The organism is Agrobacterium sp. 22-214-1 (assembly GCF_053522465.1).
On the sequence record NZ_JBNWCK010000002.1, the window covers coordinates 286,782 to 300,704 of the forward strand.

Annotated in this window: 13 protein-coding genes; 8 read left to right on the plus strand and 5 right to left on the minus strand. The window is 57.5% G+C overall.

Annotated features, from left to right (window positions below):
* Positions 1-15: 15 nt before the first annotated feature.
* Positions 16-1,344 carry a hypothetical protein gene (locus tag ACQZ5G_RS11105; protein ID WP_448737684.1) on the minus strand — a complete coding sequence of 443 codons (1,329 nt, stop codon included), beginning with the start codon at positions 1,342-1,344 and terminating at the stop codon, positions 16-18.
* Positions 1,345-1,838: 494 nt separating this feature from the next.
* Between ACQZ5G_RS11105 and ACQZ5G_RS11110 the strand changes: the two genes are divergently transcribed.
* The 4 genes from ACQZ5G_RS11110 to ACQZ5G_RS11125 all read left to right on the plus strand — a co-directional run bounded on the left by ACQZ5G_RS11110 (position 1,839) and on the right by ACQZ5G_RS11125 (position 7,258).
* Positions 1,839-3,074: a glycosyltransferase family 4 protein gene (locus ACQZ5G_RS11110; RefSeq protein ID WP_448737683.1), complete on the plus strand. Its 1,236-nt coding sequence runs from the start codon at positions 1,839-1,841 to the stop codon at positions 3,072-3,074.
* Between the two features lie 152 nt (positions 3,075-3,226).
* Positions 3,227-4,705 carry a lipopolysaccharide biosynthesis protein gene (locus ACQZ5G_RS11115; protein WP_448737682.1) on the plus strand — a complete coding sequence of 493 codons (1,479 nt, stop codon included), beginning with the start codon at positions 3,227-3,229 and terminating at the stop codon, positions 4,703-4,705.
* Positions 4,698-6,035, plus strand: coding sequence for a polysaccharide pyruvyl transferase family protein (locus ACQZ5G_RS11120; protein WP_448737681.1), 1,338 nt, complete (start codon positions 4,698-4,700; stop codon positions 6,033-6,035). Before ACQZ5G_RS11115 ends, ACQZ5G_RS11120 begins: the two co-directional genes overlap by 8 nt.
* Positions 6,032-7,258, plus strand: a complete 1,227-nt coding sequence (locus tag ACQZ5G_RS11125; RefSeq protein ID WP_448737680.1) for a glycosyltransferase family 4 protein — start codon at positions 6,032-6,034, stop codon at positions 7,256-7,258. The genes ACQZ5G_RS11120 and ACQZ5G_RS11125 overlap by 4 nt, the downstream gene beginning before the upstream one ends.
* A 70-nt stretch (positions 7,259-7,328) precedes the next feature.
* Here the strand turns inward: ACQZ5G_RS11125 and ACQZ5G_RS11130 are convergent, their stop codons facing one another.
* The 3 genes from ACQZ5G_RS11130 to ACQZ5G_RS11140 all read right to left on the minus strand — a co-directional run bounded on the left by ACQZ5G_RS11130 (position 7,329) and on the right by ACQZ5G_RS11140 (position 9,373).
* Positions 7,329-8,120, minus strand: coding sequence for a metallophosphoesterase family protein (locus tag ACQZ5G_RS11130; protein ID WP_080854411.1), 792 nt, complete (start codon positions 8,118-8,120; stop codon positions 7,329-7,331).
* 195 nt (positions 8,121-8,315) lie between these two features.
* Positions 8,316-8,921 (minus strand): transglutaminase-like cysteine peptidase, encoded by a 606-nt coding sequence (locus ACQZ5G_RS11135; protein ID WP_003520892.1) that lies wholly within the window; start codon positions 8,919-8,921, stop codon positions 8,316-8,318.
* Between the two features lie 152 nt (positions 8,922-9,073).
* The gene (locus ACQZ5G_RS11140; RefSeq protein WP_080854883.1) at positions 9,074-9,373 is read right to left on the minus strand and encodes a hypothetical protein; all 300 of its coding nucleotides are present in this window, start codon (positions 9,371-9,373) and stop codon (positions 9,074-9,076) included.
* 349 nt (positions 9,374-9,722) lie between these two features.
* Between ACQZ5G_RS11140 and ACQZ5G_RS11145 the strand changes: the two genes are divergently transcribed.
* A complete protein-coding gene (locus ACQZ5G_RS11145; protein ID WP_003585610.1) occupies positions 9,723-10,280 on the plus strand; it encodes an HNH endonuclease in 558 nt (185 codons plus the stop codon).
* A 30-nt stretch (positions 10,281-10,310) separates the two neighbouring features.
* Here the strand turns inward: ACQZ5G_RS11145 and ACQZ5G_RS11150 are convergent, their stop codons facing one another.
* Positions 10,311-10,826, minus strand: coding sequence for a disulfide bond formation protein B (locus ACQZ5G_RS11150; RefSeq protein ID WP_035264342.1), 516 nt, complete (start codon positions 10,824-10,826; stop codon positions 10,311-10,313).
* Between the two features lie 506 nt (positions 10,827-11,332).
* Here ACQZ5G_RS11150 and ACQZ5G_RS11155 point away from each other — a divergent pair.
* From ACQZ5G_RS11155 to ACQZ5G_RS11165, 3 genes are all read left to right on the plus strand, one after another.
* Positions 11,333-12,745, plus strand: a complete 1,413-nt coding sequence (locus ACQZ5G_RS11155) for a tyrosine-type recombinase/integrase (protein WP_448737678.1) — start codon at positions 11,333-11,335, stop codon at positions 12,743-12,745.
* 364 nt (positions 12,746-13,109) lie between these two features.
* Positions 13,110-13,478: a type II toxin-antitoxin system RelE/ParE family toxin gene (locus ACQZ5G_RS11160; RefSeq protein ID WP_448737892.1), complete on the plus strand. Its 369-nt coding sequence runs from the start codon at positions 13,110-13,112 to the stop codon at positions 13,476-13,478.
* A 1-nt stretch (position 13,479) separates the two neighbouring features.
* Positions 13,480-13,842: an XRE family transcriptional regulator gene (locus ACQZ5G_RS11165; RefSeq protein ID WP_448737677.1), complete on the plus strand. Its 363-nt coding sequence runs from the start codon at positions 13,480-13,482 to the stop codon at positions 13,840-13,842.
* Positions 13,843-13,923: the final 81 nt, after the last annotated feature.

Sequence of the window (13,923 nt, forward strand, 5' to 3'; positions counted from 1 at the left end):
TTTCCTCCGCGCCATTCAAAAAACTTCCAGAACCGTAAGCTGGTCGCTGACCGAAAGCCGGTATTGCCCGCTTTCCTGCGTGATTGTCTGTTGGCCCACGGAGCCGTCATCGCGGAAACGGTGCGCGATAACGTGACTATGCTGGCCGGCCACCGAAAATGTCGCAATCCGTTCGGCGGGCGGGTTTTCGATGCGGGCCGGCCATTGCCAGCCGGAAATTCCAAGCCAGACGGGCACGAGCAAAGCACCGTCCGTCCTTGTAAGATGAAGGGATAATCTTTGGGAATCGGTGGTGAGGAAATCAAGCTGTCGTTGCTCCGGTCCGGTTTGCCGTTCTGCCCTGCAGAGGGAAAGAAGGGCGCGAACGGCCTCGAAGGCCGGGGTGCGGCTCAGATCGTGGCGCAGGAGGCCGAAGGAGGATTCCGGGTTTGTCTCATCGGCGGCGAAGCTTGAAACCATTTCATAGATGTAGGACCGGCGGATACCGCTGATGAAGCACCAGAGCAGCATGCGCGGCATATAGCGCGCCTTGATGCCTTCGGTGACGGGGAAATGAAATGTCTTGGTTTGCAGCGAGGTATGGTAGCCCATTTCCGTGGCGAGCACCGGCCTGCCGGCCGCTATATGCGCCGAAGCGGCGACGGATTTCGAGAGTGCCCCCGGACCGGTCGTTTCGGGATGCTCCATCCCGGCGTAAGCGTGGATATTGCCGTAATCGCAGGCATTTTTCAGGTCCAGCGCCAGCGCTCTGTTCGACAGGACATAACTTGGCGCCGCGACGGGCACCGCACTCAGGCGCGGAACCGAGCGGATGGTGTCGTGCAGCGCCGCCTGATGCTCCGCCGAAATACGCGGAGCATTTTGCGGGTCCTTCGTCAGGTTAGGCTCATTGCTACCCTCGAAAATATCGATACCCGCGTCGCACCAGTCGTAGAAATCCGCCAGCCTGTCGAGCGGCGTGGAAACGTAAGGGTTGAGATTGTCGTAACAGATGATGGTGAGGCGAACGCCCGCCGCCACGATGCGGCGCAGCCGCCGAAAGACGGGGCTGTCGCGACTGTCTCTCGCGGTGATCAGCCCGTCATCGCGCAGATGCCGGACACCCAGTGCTTCGAGTTCGGGCACGATCCGCTCGAACTGTTCCGGATAGATGCCCGTGGGACGGGTGAAGTGACCGCACACTCCTACGCTGTCCAGAAAGGCTTCGGTACTGGCTGAAGCAACTGTCTGCGCCCGTGCGGGCATGGCCCGCAAACCGGAAGCGGCGACCAATGCAAATGGCGCGGCTGAAAGCAGGTTGCGCCGTGTCAGGCTGCCCATGGCTATCGGCGTTTTTCCGCTCATCTGCGCCTCCTGGTGTGTCCGGAGAAAATATAAGCCAGACGTCATCACATGGACGTCGCCGTTTAAATGGCGATGATGTCTCTCAACACGTCGAGATCAGAATGTCCTGGAAGTTTTCGGCATCTACAAGCGCCCTGAAATCCATGTGTTTGAAATAAAACGGATATTATAAACTGGAATATGATCACAAGCTGCAACGCAACCGATTTCTCCCGATTGCCTGCACTTTAAAGTGGCTAAACCGTAACACGAGACCGGTTCTTTTCGCAACACCGCATGGCTTTTGCCGCGCCGCGAAAAAAATCACTTGAAATAGCGCCGATTCCCGTGCTTTTTGAAAAGTAGATTTTGGTAATTCATATTTTCAAACATTAGTTCTGCTCCGGCTCTTTTATTTTTGCAGATGTCTCACTGGTCTCCTGGAATGAGGGGAGACGAACGAGCCCGGGATGGACGCCATAGATTTTCGACGAAGGAAAACAGAGCGTATCCGCATGAGAATTCTCCATCTTAGCAGCCTTTATCCGCCGCATATCGTTGGTGGATGCGAACGCTCGGTCGAACATCTCGCCGAGGAACTTGTCTCCATGGGACATACGGTCGGTGCCGCCTGTATCGAGCGGCAGGCCGAACCGAAAACCATGCGCAACGGCGTCTCCGTCTACCGCATGTTCCATAATAACGATTTCTGGCTCGAGGACTGGCCGCAATATTCGCCGCAGCAGCGGCGCATGCAGAAGCTCAAGCAGCAGTGGAATTTCGACGTCGAAAAGCAGTTCGAGGCCGTTCTCGACGATTTCAAGCCTGACGTTCTCAACACCCACTCGCTTCTGGATGTGACGACGCTGGTATGGCGGGCGGCGCATAAGCGCGGCATTCCGATCGTTCACACGATCTGCGAATATGATCTCCTGTGTGGCAACGCCGCCATGTTCAAGGGCGGCAAACCCTGTGAGCACATCCATCTCGGCTGTCAGGCGGTGAATTTCACCAAGAAATTCACCCAGCGTTATATCGCGGCTGTCGCAAGCGTCGGCACGGAAATCCTCAAGACGCATGTCAATCACGGGCTTTTCCACCACATTCCGGAAAGCCTGCGCCGCGTCATCTTTTATTCCTGCACGGTTCCCGAGGGCGATCCCGTCGCCCGCCGGCAGATCGACCGCACTGGCCGGCCGCTGACCTTCGGTTATATCGGGCGCATCAATACGGAAAAAGGCGTCGGCAACATGGTCGATGCCTTCAAGGAAATCGGTCACGGCAACTGGCGCTGTCTGGTCGCCGGCCATGCGATGGACGATTCCATCGAACGCTTCACGGCTCAGGCCGGCGATCTGCCGATCGAATTCGTCGGCTGGGCGAAACCGAAGGAGTTTCTCGAAGAGATCGACGTGCTCATCGTTCCTTCCTTCTGGGCGGAACCTTCGCCACGCACGATCTACGAGGCTTATGCCATGGGCGTGCCGGTCATCGGCGCAGCCTCCGGCGGCATTCCGGAGCTGATCGGCGAGACCAACCATGACTGGCTGTTCGAACCGGGCAACGCCACCGACCTTGCCGCCCGTATCCGCCGGGTGCTGACGCTCTCGCGCGAAGAATTGCCGACGGAGGCCGATTTCGGAAACATCGTCGAGGAATCCACCTCGCGTCGGGTCGGCGAAAATTATGTGAAACTCTATGAGGACGTCCTGACGCGCTACAGGCAAAGCCGAACCCTGCGTGCATCTTAACCGGCAACGGACCCGGTCCGTTGCTGCGGTTTTCTTCGAAGGAGAGAGCATATGGTGGGAAGCAATAAGGGCAGCCTCCGCTTTCACGGTCTGGGCGTCGAGGTCGCTGCGCATGTTGCGTCGACGCGGCCGGCTTTACGGGTGGTGGATTGATGTCCGAAGCTACGTCGATAGGCAATGCCGCCCTGAAAGGCGTGTTCTGGTCCATCGTCCAGAACTGGGGCGGCAAGCTTTTCACCTCCATTCTCTTCATCGTTCTGGCACGTTTCCTCAGCCCTACGGATTACGGCATGGTCGCCACCGCCGGGCTGGTGCTGATGCTGATCCAGATGGTGTCGGAGTTCGGATTCGCAGATGCGATTGTGCAGAAACGCAACCTGGAACCCGGCGACGTCAATCTGCCCTTTTATGCCTCGGTTGTGGTTGCAACGCTGCTGGCCATTGCCGTCTGTGTGTTCTCACCGGAACTGGAACGTTGGTTTGAGGTCGAAGGGCTGGCGCCGGTCATCGTGGCTATCTGCATATTGCTGCCGCTGAACACGGCTTCGATGTTTCAGGAGGTGAATTATCGCCGCGCACTGGCTTTCAAGCCGCTGGCAATCAGAACCTTCATATCGAACATCGTCGGCGGCGGCGTGGCGATTGTTTTCGCGATCATGGGCATGGGCGTCTGGAGCCTCGTCGTCCAGACCTATGTTGCCACCATCGTCACTCTGATCTGGCTCTGGCGAAAGCCGCACTGGCTGCCGGGCACCACTCTCAATCCCGGCACCTTCGTCGAACTGCTTCGCTTCGGTTCGTCGGCGCTCGGCCTTCGCATTGTCGATTTCGCGGCCACGCGCCTGATCGATTTCATGATCCTGGGGCGTTACGGGGTCGCGCTCTTTGGCCTCTACACCGTCGGCAGCCGCCTTTATCAACTTCTCATGCAATTGCTTCAGTCGGCACTTTATGACGTGTCGCTGACGGTGCTTTCGCGCGTCTCGCACGAGCGCGAACGCATGGCGGAACTTTACAAGCAGTTGATCGCAATATCCGCAATTGTCTCGACACCAGCCTTCGTGCTTTTTGCCGCATTGACGCCGGAGATTTGCCGCGTTTTGTTTGGGGCGCAGTGGCAAGGAGCAGATGAGATCGCGAGACCCCTGCTGCTTCTCGGTGCTTTACAATGTGTACAATTTCAAAACGGCCCGTTTCTCTCCGCACGCGGCAGCCCGAACAAGGTATTGATTGCCGGCGCCGTCAAATCGATTGCCACAATTCTGATGATTGTCTTCATACCGACAAGCAGTATCGATGAACTCGTCATTGTTTACGTATTTGGCCAGCTTGCTTCCACGCCCTTTACGTTCTTTTATGTTTCGCGCGAATTGGGCGTGCCGCTCCGAAGAATAATGTCTCTGCTTCTGCCGAGTTTTGCCACCAGCGGTCTCTGCTTTGTCATTGTTCAATGGATGCGCCCTGAAATTGCCGCCCTGGGGTTAGGCGATTTCATGTCTGCAATACTGCTCGGATCCGTTTTCGTCTTAACTTATTTTTTGCTCATAGCGCTGGTTGCCCGAACGCAGGCGCGGTCGGCCGTTCTTTTCGTCACGAGCAAGGTACTCCCACGGAAGGAAGTGAATGCGTAAGCTCATAAAAAAAATCATTCCCGCGCCGCTGCATCGTGAATGGGTGAAGTACAATGAACGCCGCAATCAGGATGTTGCCATTCGTCACTTCTTTCACGCGTTGCAGGAAAAAAAGCGACGTATAAAAAGACTCCCCGGTGGGGATTATGTAAATCGGGTTTTGATTGTCGCCTGCGATCCCTATTCCGTTTTTGGCTCTATCGGCGACGATGCAATGATCACCGCGACCGTTCAGCATGCCCGAGCAAAAAATCCTGATGTTGAAGTCGATATTATGGTGGAGGGAGCAGGTGCCTCGGATTTAGTTCGCCAGAGGGGATTTAATCCCGTGGATCTCTTTGGCGAAATTGATTTTTCCGGAGCACTTCTAAATCACTTTGAAGCGCGGCGATACGATTGCGTCGTGGTGGTTGGGGCGGATGTCATGGATGGATATTACCATCCGTTGGTCAGCGCAAAACTTTTGGCAAGTGCTGATTTGGCTGCGGCTGCCGGGATAAAAAATGTCATCCTCGGTTTCAGTTTCAATCAAGCGCCTCATCCCGCTCTGGCTATGTTTTATAGCGCCCTGCATCCTGACGTCTCGATTAATGTGCGCGATCCGGTTTCCCTCAGCCGCCTGCAATCCTTCGCCAGGACAAACGCGGTACTGGTCGCCGATTCGGCGTTTAGCCTTGTTGCCTCAGAACCGGATGAAGACACCGTCTCCTGGATCAAGCGGAAACGTGATGAGGGATACAGGGTGATGGGCTTCAACCTGCATCCCATGCTGTTCAAAAATGCTGACCGCAGCCAGGTCGATACCATCATCAAGCGTGGAGCTGAGGCATTGCACTTTGTGGCGGATGCACGACCGGTCTGCTGGCTGCTTATGCCGCATGATTACCGGGAGGGATTCGGCGACCAATTTTGCCTTCAGGCGATTGCCGGGCAGGTTCCAGATTCACTGGCAGATAGGGTTCGATATCTGAACGGCAAGTGGTCCGCGTCCGTTCTCAAGGGCATTGCAGCGCAACTGGATGGAATTGTCAGTGGGCGCATGCATCTCGCCATAGCAGGGCTGGGTAAAGGCGTTCCTGTCATATGTATCGCCTATCAAGGGAAATTCGAAGGGCTATACCAGCATTTCGCCCTATCTTCGTCGGAACTGCTCGCTCCCTCCGCCTTTTATAGCGATGACGGTATCAGGAATGCTTTGATGGAGTTCGTTGACAATGTTGATGACCTTCGCGAGCAGGTCCAGCGGAAAGTGCCTGATGTTCTCAGCCTGTCAAAAAATAATTTTCAGATTTTCGAGTCTTTTCCAAAACAGAATCAATCGTTCTCATGAAAGTCGCTTTCGTCTCAGCCATTCCCGCCGTTCCTGCGGCCGAGGGTAACCGCAGCCGTATTCTCCAGCTGACACGTGCCGTTCGCAGCCTGGGACATGAGGTGCATTTCGTCTATATTGATACCCCGATTGCCGCCGATTTCGATCCGGCCGCGCATGAAGCAGAATTCGGTTCCGGACGCCTGCATTTCGTATCACGGCAGCGGAGCCGTTTTAAAACACGGCTTATCGGGGATTTGGGTTTCGAAGCTGAAGTGATCGCGTTTCGAGCCGTTCGAAAGGTCCACCGCCTTCTCGGCCGCGACGGCGCCTTCTACAACCATCTGGACGAGTTCTATTACCCGGAAATCGGCTGGCAGGTTCGGGACCTTCAGCGCCGGCTTGGCATCGATGCCGTCATTGTCGAATATGCCTTTCATTCGCGGGCGTTCCTGGGGTTGCCGAAGGGTGTGCTGCGCATTCTCGACACTCATGATTCCTTCGCCGACCGACACAAGGCTTTCGTCAACACCGCGAACAAATATGGATACTGGTTCTCCGTTCCGCCGGCCGTGGAGAGCAAGGCTTTCCGCCGTGCGGATGTGGTTGTGGCCATTCAGGAGGAAGAGGAGCGGACGTTCAGGCAGCGGCTGGGGGCAGAGCCGCCGGTTGTTGCGACCGTCAGCCATATTCTCGATCTCGGTGGAAGGGTGGAAGACTTCACACCGAGCGACTTCTTGTTCCTCGGTTCCGGCAACGACGCCAACATCATTTCCCTGAAGGGGTTCCTGCAAAATGTCATGCCGCTGGTCAGGGCTGCCCGGCCGGATATTCGTCTGGTTCTGGCGGGCGGCATATGCGGTAAGATCGAAGACGGAGAGGGCATTCTCAAGCTCGGGCGCGTGGATAATCTGAAGGACGCCTTCGCGCGCGCGCCGCTCTCCATCAATCCCATCACGCTCGGAACAGGCATCAATATAAAACTGCTCGATGCCCTGGCCACCGGTGTTCCGACGATCAGCACCCGGACAGGTGTGAGGGGACTTTCGGAGCGATACCGGCGCGGCGTGGTCATCGTGGAGGATAATGACCATCGGGCTTTCGCCGACGCGATCCTGCAGCTCGCCTCCAGCCGCGATCAGCGGCAGGAGTTGGGAAACAGGGCGTTTGAGGACGCCGTTGAATGGAATCGCCAGCAAATGGCGGTCCTCGATGATATTCTAAGCGGCAGGCAGGCTGGTTGAAACTAAGCCCTGACGCCGCTATCGGGCCTTGTTCAGTTAGTGTGGACTGATGCGGGTGGGCAACGCGCACTCAACCGATCAAGTGCAAACCCGCATCCGAAAGCCTGAGAACGGTAAGTCTACCCGTGGTGAATGCACCTGTGTCGATGCCGATCCGTTGTGGGCCGGTTTCCGGTTCCGTTACCGGCGTGTGGCCGTGGATGACGACGAGGTCCAGCCCGGCCCCCTGCGACAGGAACGGTTCCCGGATCCAGAGCATGTCCTCATCCGTCTGCGCCTCCAGCGGCAATCCCGGTCTCAAGCCGGCATGCACGAAAATATAGGGTCCTATTCGGGCGTAGATTGGCAGGCTGGATAAAAGCTGGCGGTGGGTCTGCGGAATTGCGCCGAGCAGGGCGTCCCTGAATGGCTGCAGCCTCAGGCGGCCCTTTTGCAGGAAATAGTCGATATCGACGCCGTAGGATAAAAGCGTCTGGCGGCCACCGAAGTCCAGCCAGTGCATATTTTGCTGCGGATTTTCGAGAAAGTCATGGAAGAGCTGCTCATGGTTGCCGCAAAGCGCAATGCGGCGCAGCGGCGCGGGCGGCGGCTGCAGCAAATGTTCGAGAACGCCGCGGGAATCGCGCCCGCGATCGACATAATCCCCGAGGAGAACGACCAGCGCGGGAGAAGGGTCAGGCCCCAGATCGGCAAGGATTTTCCGCTCCGCCTGCAACAGCAGGTCGAGGCTGCCATGCACGTCGCCAATGGCATAGATGGGAAAGGAGGCCGGCTTGTCGCCAAGGTCAATTCTGCGCCGCCTCCGGTCGTCGCGGGAGGCTGGTTGTTTACGACCGCGAATCCAGTTGAGCACCTTGGGCATAGCTGCCGATACTGTCTCTCCCGCACAAGGTCAAGAGCGTTGAAGGCGGCTGTCGCATCACCCGCCAAAGCTGCGTTGACGCGCCGATTCTGTGGGGAAAGAATACCCGCTTTGATGGTCGAAAGATACGTTGTCTTAAACCGGCAATCGAAATGCCTGCCGTCCGAAAGGGCGGCTTCAGCCTGAAACCGTGTTCTAGAGTTTCAGCCAGACACGCGGGTCCTCGTGCGACTGGATCTTGATCCATTTCAGATCCACCGCTTTCCACGGCTTGACGACATTGGTGCGGTTATCCAGCACCAGATCGCCCTGGCTGGTGCTGACGACCAGAACGGCATGTCCTATGCCATCCGTCGTGCGGGCTGTGGCGATGCGCAGGGCGCCCGAGGGCCAGCCGGCGCGCAGGAGGCGTTGCCGCTTGGTCACCGCGAAATCTTCGCAGTCGCCGCTTGCCGGGTTCAGTTTCCAGTCGTCTTCGCCGTCCTGTTCGCTGGCATAGATTATCGAGGTGTTGATCTCGGCGTTGATGCGCTGGAGTTCCGTGCGCTTCTGCTTGCTCAGTTCCACTGTATCGCGGTCGCCAATCCGGAGGCACTGGTCGGCGGCGCTTTCACAGAATTTCGCGAAGGCAATGGGTGCGATGGTGGGACGGCTCGTGGTCATGAACTGGCCGGGCCGCGAGGCGCCGGGCTTCTGGGCAAGGCCACCGAGCTGGACGGCGGATGCCGTTGTCGCAACGCTTGCCGCCACGCCGGCAGCGACGGCAAAAATCTTTGCCAGACGGATTGTTCTCTTCGCCATGTCCTTGCCCCTGCCCCTGCACAATTGTCTTCTCTTGTGCCTGGCACCATAGCGACCCATTCTTGCGGGCCGTTTAAGTCGATAGATTGCATTTTAATGAAATCTAATTTTGTTACAGCGCGCTGAAAACAGCCGGAAAGCCGGGTTCGCGCTCACCTGCAGCGGGTCCTGCCCTCGGTGTCGACAATACAGGTCTGCTGCGGGACAGCCCGCCTGAGTTCACGCCGGGTCTCGGGGGAGGCGCGGCTTGCCGGCGGCCGGTCGTAATTCCGGTAAACTTCGAAATTGCGCCCGCCGATCGTTCCCTGCGCCCCGCCGCGGCCATCCGGCGTTACTTCGAAATTCTGATACTGCTGGGCATGGGCACCCGCAGAGAGGCAGATCATGGCGGTCAGGACGCCAGCCGCCAGGCCGCCCCGCAATGCTGCCGCTTGCTGCCTGCCCAACCTCATGACCGTTCCTCCATTGACGGAAATGATGAATGCTGCCGCCGCACATTTGCCATGCCCGGCGCGCATTGATTTTCCAGTCGTCCGTCGGGGGTAATCATATCACCGATAGTGCATCCGGTGTGAGAAGGATTTGTGCCTGGCAAAGGCCCGAATCGCCTTCCTGCCGCATCGGCCAGCGGTGTCACAACGCCAGGAGGTGTCACCGTGCCATTCGATCGTCAGGAATGCGAAAAAGGCCATTCTACGGCTCAAAAATTAAGCTCTTCGCCGCTGCATTTATAGGCTTCACAATCCTGTAACAACGGACCTAATATACAAGTGCAGATGCCGAATCGCTCAGGAGAAGCCCTTGACGATTGCAGTTTCACCACAGGCCCTGCCGGCGCTCGTTCTGAACGCAGACTACAGGCCACTGAGTTATTATCCCTTGTCGTTATGGTCCTGGCAGGACGCGATCAAGGCCGTTTTTCTAGACCGTGTGAACATCATTGCAGAATATGATCACGCGGTGTCGTCCCCCAGCTTTTCCATGCGGCTGCCGAGCGTCGTCAGCCTCAAGACCTATGTGCAGCCCACCCGCAACCCCGCCTTCACCCGCTTCAACGTTTTCCTTCGGGACAAGTTCGAATGCCAGTATTGCGGCACGCGGGACGAATTGACCTTCGACCATGTGATTCCCCGCGCGCATGGCGGTGAAACCACCTGGCACAATGTCGTTGCGGCGTGCTCTCCCTGCAACCTTAAAAAAGGCAGCAAGCTTCCCAAGCAGGCGGGCATGTTCCCGGCGCAGAAGCCCTTCCAGCCGACGGTTCAGGATCTGCACAATAACGGGCGGCTGTTCCCGCCCAATTATCTGCACGAAAGCTGGATGGACTATCTTTACTGGGATACCGAGCTGCAGCCCTGATCTTTCGAGGACTGCAACGCGGTTTTCCGCTTACCGGCTTTTACGGCTCGCGCCAAAAAAGGCGACTGCCGCAAGTGCAACGCTTGCGATGACATTCCAGCCCGCGAAGGAAAGGCCGAGCACCCGCAAGGCCGCGTCGTTGCAGGAGGGGGCCTTGATGGCGTTCAGATTGCCCAGCAGATCGCCGGCATTGGTGGTGATGGAAGGCGCCCCGGTGGCGCAGGTGATCGGCCCTTCCCAGAAACCCCATTCCACACCGGCGTGATAAACACCGAGCCCGGCGCCGATCAGCATCGCCACGCCGATAAGGGCAAGCAGCAGCCGTGTAATCTGAACCGGCAATTTGAAGATGCTGGTCGCAATGGCCAATATGCCCAGCGGAATGGCGTAATAATAGGGATCGCGCTGCAGCAGGCAGAGCGCGCAGGGCGTATAACCGCCAATATGCTGGAAACCGAGGGCAGAGCCGACGGTGAAGATCATTCCCGCCGTGACGCCGAGAGCGGCGAGCGTGCGGCTATTGTCGGCGGTGGTCGCATTGGCCATGTTGTTTTCCTCAAACTTCGCGAAGAAGCAGATATCCCGGACGGGCTTTCAAAAAGGCGGGCGTGATGGCGAAATTAAGTCGCCGGTCCTCACGGGGTGTAACGGGATTCGTCTAATCGAGTCCGCCGCATCTGGCAAATGAAAGCCCGGTAATACTCGGGAGCGCGCAAGCAAAGTTTCGTGAGCTTGTCGGCGGCGTGAGGCCATTAGAGAATTCACCGGCACGTGCGGGGCAAAGCCTAGAGAAATCAATGCGCTTTTGGAAATGGTACCCCAAGCCGGGATCGAACCAGCACTCCTTTCGGAACCGCATTTTGAGCCCGCAAAGAACGGCTAATCTCAACCCCGCCGTTATGCATCCGCAAATGCGAAAACCTACTACGATCAATAATTTAGCTTGATCTCGATGGCTTTCAAAATGCTCCATGCTTTCCGGCAATCGCCGGGAGCCGTCCCTCTCAATGCCCCTATTCGGCTCCCAGAACCTTGTGTGTTGGAGACGATGGATGGCCAAAATCAAGCTAACCAAGACGGTGGTTGACGCCGCTGCTACGAAAGATCGCGACTACGAACTCCGGGATACGATCGTACCCGGCTTCCTGCTGAAAGTCACGCCAGCCGGCGGCAAGATCTTCATGCTGCAATACATGACCAATTCCGGTATTCGCCGGAAACCCGCCCTGGGTCGGTTTGGCGAGTTGACTGTCGATCAGGCTCGCAACCTCGCTCGGGATTGGCTTGCCGAAGTACGGCAGGGACGCGATCCCGGCGCCGAAAAGACGGCGGCTCGTGCTGCGCCGACCATGAAGGAGATGTGCACCAAGTTCATCAACGAGTATTCGACGCTGCACAACAAACCGAGAACCGTCGAAGGGAACGAGACAAATATCAAGAACCATATCGTTCCGCGCCTAGGGCGGTTGAAGGTTCACGAGGTCACGCGCGCCAACATCTCGGAATTCATGACCGCCCTGGCCGATCGACCGATCATCGCCAACCGAACGCTTGCTCTTTTGCGTAAGATGTTCAACCTCGCCGAACTGTGGGGGTATCGGCCTGATGGCTCCAACCCCTGCCGGCATGTCCAAAAATACACGGAAAAGGGATCCACACGCTTCATCACCGACGAAGAGATGCGAAAGCTATATGCTTATCTCGATCGAGCAGATCGCGAGGGCCTCGAGCATCCTTTCATCCTCCTCGCAATCCGCCTGCAGTTTGAGTTTGCTGCCCGCAAGTCCGAGGTTCTTTCTCTCCAATGGGCATGGATTGATCTCGATCAGCGCAAGGTGACATGGCCAGACAGCAAAACCGGTGGCATGACCAAACCGCTCGGTGCAGAAGCGCATCGGCTCTTGAGCGAAGCTCCGCGCTTCGACGAATCGCCCTTTGTCTGCCCATCGATCTTCGATCCCTCGGTACCTATGACCGACAATACCTACTCGCAGGCATGGCGGCGCATTTTACAGCGCGCCGGCGTCCCTCATGTCGGCACACATGGCATTCGCCACCGCGCTGCCACCGACATCGCCAACTCTGGCGCGCCAATCAAGGTCGGCATGGCGTTGACCGCACACAAGACGGTCACCCAGTTCATGCGTTATGTCCATACCGAAGACGACCCTGTCCGATCGGCTGCCGACGCAGTCGCAGCAAATCGGCGCACCGTCACCGGTAGCGGTGCCATCATCCCGTCCCCGATGGACTCCTCCGACAGTTACGTTGAAGAGGAGGGAGTTGCACCGGTGGTGGCCGTCCCGGAGGCTCAGCGACCAGTTCCTCCTCCCGGCCTTGAGGACGGTAAGTACACCTCCAGGACAAAGCTCGGGAACTATCGCCCGTTCAGGCACCGGGCAGGCGACAACCGCGCGGTTCCGCCGGGCACGCGACGCGTCGAGGAGACGGAGTCTGCCGGATAAGCTCTGTCCGACAGTTCCGCAAACACCCAAAGAAATCAGAAAGGAACGCCCCATGGTACGTCCAAATAATCGGGCTAAGTGGCCATCTGCTCAACTTCTCACGCGTGCGGTTCTCGTGGATGAAGCAGGCCCCGTCCGCTTCGTCGATACAGAAGCGGCCGCGAAGTATCTGGCGCTTGAGCCGCATACGCTCGCCTGCTACCGCTCCTTGGATACCGGCCCTGCCTTCTACAAGTTTGGTCGCTACATCCGCTATGCTGTCGCCGACCTAGACGCTTGGGCAGACAGTTGCCGCCGCTCGACCTCGGTCTCACCGGTCGCTCCGCGGGTGATGCCCGTTGACGCCTCATAGCTTGGAGGCTATATAATGTGGGAAGTCCAATTCCACGCAGCCTTCGAAGCAGAGGTTTTGGCCTATGAGCGGGATGTTCGTATCGCCTTGATCGCCGTAACCAAGCTGCTGTCCGACTACGGACCGCAGCTTGGTCGGCCCTATGCCGACACGCTTAAAGGATCAAAACACTCCAATATGAAGGAGTTGCGCTTTGAAGCAGCCGAAGGCGAATGGCGCGCAGCATTCGCCTTCGATCCACAGCGACGAGCAATTCTACTCGTCGCAGGCGACAAATCCGGTGGAAGTCAGAAACTCTTCTATCGTCGTATGATCGCAAAAGCGGATTTCAGGTTTTCCGAACATCTGGAAAGCCTGAAAACCGGAAAGAAGGGAAAGTGAGATGGCTCGGAGCCTGAACGATATCATCGCCGACCTTCCTGTGGATGAGCGGGAAGAGATCGAAGCGCGCTATCAGGACCTCAAGCTGGAAGTGGAAGGACTTCGCGAGCTTCGCCAGATCGCCGGAAAGGCGCAGGAGGACGTCGCGGCCGCCCTTAAGATCAAACAGCCCTCGGTTTCCAAGATCGAGAAACAGGCCGACATGTACCTGTCCACGCTGCGCGGCTACGTAGAGGCGATTGGTGGTAAGCTGGAGCTCACCGTCAAGTTGCCGGAGCGTCCGCCGGTCAAGATTCAACATCTGGGCGATCTCGCTTTTTCGGGCGGACCGAAGGAGACTCGTCGCGCGAGCTCAAAACGATAAGCGTAATGGCTGGGGGAATGGAATTTGAGTCCGGAGACGTTAGCGCGACTTCTTGCATCAATGAATGCTGGCCGCCTTCTG